Raw genomic sequence first — 2500 nt, 5'->3', positions numbered from 1 at the left:
GCCGAAAGACCAAGGGTTCCTGCTTAAAGCTAATCTGAGCAGGGTTAGCCGGCCCCTAAGACGAGGCGGAAACGCGTAGTCGATGGGAACCACGTTAATATTCGTGGGCTTGGAGGTAGTGACGGATCATTGAGGTAGTCCAATCTTATCGGATTGAACGGGCTGCTGCGTGGTTCCAGGAAATAGCTCCTCCTTATAAACCGTACCCGAAACCGACACTGGTGGTCTGGTAGAGTATACCAAGGCGCTTGAGAGAACTATGCTGAAGGAACTCGGCAAATTGCACGCGTAACTTCGGAAGAAGCGTGACCCTTTTCTACGCAAGTAGAGGAGGGTGGCACAGACCAGGGGGTAGCGACTGTTTATCAAAAACACAGGGCTCTGCGAAGTCGCAAGACGACGTATAGGGTCTGACGCCTGCCCGGTGCTGGAAGGTTAAGAGGAGGGGTGCAAGCTCTGAATCGAAGCCCCAGTAAACGGCGGCCGTAACTATAACGGTCCTAAGGTAGCGAAATTCCTTGTCGGGTAAGTTCCGACCTGCACGAATGGCGTAACGACTTCCCCGCTGTCTCCAGCATAGACTCAGTGAAATTGAATTCCCCGTGAAGATGCGGGGTTCCTGCGGTTAGACGGAAAGACCCCGTGCACCTTTACTATAGCTTTACATTGGCATTCGTAGTGGCATGTGTAGGATAGGTGGTAGGCTTTGAAACCTGGGCGCCAGCTCAGGTGGAGCCACCCTTGAAATACCACCCTTATTACTATGGATGTCTAACCGCGGCCCGTTATCCGGGTCCGGGACAATGTATGGTGGGTAGTTTGACTGGGGCGGTCGCCTCCTAAAGAGTAACGGAGGCGCGCGATGGTGGGCTCAGAACGGTCGGAAATCGTTCGCTGAGTGCAATGGCATAAGCCTGCCTGACTGCGAGACTGACAAGTCGAGCAGAGACGAAAGTCGGTCATAGTGATCCGGTGGTCCCGCGTGGAAGGGCCATCGCTCAACGGATAAAAGGTACGCCGGGGATAACAGGCTGATGACCCCCAAGAGTCCATATCGACGGGGTTGTTTGGCACCTCGATGTCGACTCATCGCATCCTGGGGCTGGAGCAGGTCCCAAGGGTATGGCTGTTCGCCATTTAAAGCGGTACGTGAGTTGGGTTCAGAACGTCGTGAGACAGTTCGGTCCCTATCTGCCGTGGGTGTAGGAATATTGAAAGGATCTGTCCCTAGTACGAGAGGACCGGGATGGACGGATCTCTGGTGGACCTGTTGTGGCGCCAGCCGCATAGCAGGGTAGCTATATCCGGACGGGATAACCGCTGAAGGCATCTAAGCGGGAAACCCACCTTAAAACGAGTATTCCCTGAGAACCGTGGAAGACGACCACGTTGATAGGCCGGGTGTGGAAGAGCGGCAACGCTTGAAGCTTACCGGTACTAATAGTTCGATCGGCTTGATCGTTCTCATTCCTTATGCTCATCTGACAAAGTCAGATGTTCTCACTCACGCTTGTTCCGCCCTGCGGGCGGCGCTACGTGGGTGCGGCGCATCAGCGCCGACGGTCGGTCGACCTTGCGAAGCTTCGCTTCGAAAGGCGCCAGGACCAAAAGAACTGTAAAGGCACAAAAAAGACCAGCGAACAGCTCAGAGAAAGCAGCAAATAGGGTCCCTATTCGCTACTCACTATTGGCTATTCGCTCAAAAAAGCTTCTCGAACAACGTGCGTTTTGCCGACCTGGTGGTTATGGCGGAGCGGCTGCACCCGATCCCATTCCGAACTCGGCCGTGAAACGCTCCAGCGCTGATGGTACTTCGTCTCAAGACGCGGGAGAGTAGGTCGCTGCCAGGTCTGCCAAACGCACGTTGAACTCACATCCAATCGGATGTGAGAGAAATCTTCTCTTTATGAAATGGCCCGCCAAGGGATCACGGGCCGCGTAAGCGGCCCTTTCATTTGGTCAGCCATATACCTATCTGTAGGCCTCGGCTTACACAAAAAAAGCAAGCAAGCGCTTGCCTGGAAACGCAAGCAAACGCTTGCTTAGAAACGCAAGCAAACGCTTGCTTAGGGTTGACGCGGGGTGGAGCAGCCCGGTAGCTCGTCAGGCTCATAACCTGAAGGTCACAGGTTCAAATCCTGTCCCCGCAACCAAATACAAAAGAGCCCGCCCTCGTGCGGGCTCTTTTGTATTTTGCCGTGGTGCCGGCGAGTTAACCTGTCATCAGGCGCCCGCAAGCAAGCGGAGCCGACGCCGCCGGACAGAAAACTCAATCCTGTCCCCGCAACCAATCTGCGGTAAACGGCCCGCCTGGCACAAAGCCCGCGGGCCGTTTTGATGTTCGGCTGGGCTGGCCATCGATTGCCCCGGATCAGGCGCCCGCAACAAGGCGAAGCCCAAGCTGCGGGACAAAAAACCCAATCCCGTCCCCCGCAAACCAATCTGCACCAAACAACAGTCCCCCAGGCACCAGCCAGCGGGCCGTTCGCATTCGGGGGAC

The 2500-nt window shown here is 55.6% G+C and carries 1 tRNA gene and 2 rRNA genes (1 of these 3 cut by a window edge); all 3 read left to right on the top strand.

Annotation, left to right across the window (positions count from 1 at the left end):
* Positions 1-1462: ribosomal RNA gene (locus EOA19_RS19595) — 23S ribosomal RNA — on the top strand (it extends 1360 nt beyond the left edge of the window).
* Positions 1463-1735: 273 nt separating this feature from the next.
* Positions 1736-1850: ribosomal RNA gene (gene rrf, locus EOA19_RS19590) — 5S ribosomal RNA — on the top strand.
* A gap of 226 nt (positions 1851-2076) precedes the next feature.
* Positions 2077-2153, top strand: a tRNA-Met gene (locus EOA19_RS19585).
* Positions 2154-2500 lie beyond the last annotated feature (347 nt).

The organism is Mesorhizobium sp. M7A.F.Ca.US.010.02.1.1 (genome assembly GCF_004023085.1).
Classification (GTDB): domain Bacteria; phylum Pseudomonadota; class Alphaproteobacteria; order Rhizobiales; family Rhizobiaceae; genus Mesorhizobium.
This window is presented reverse-complemented; position numbering and strand designations above follow the sequence as displayed.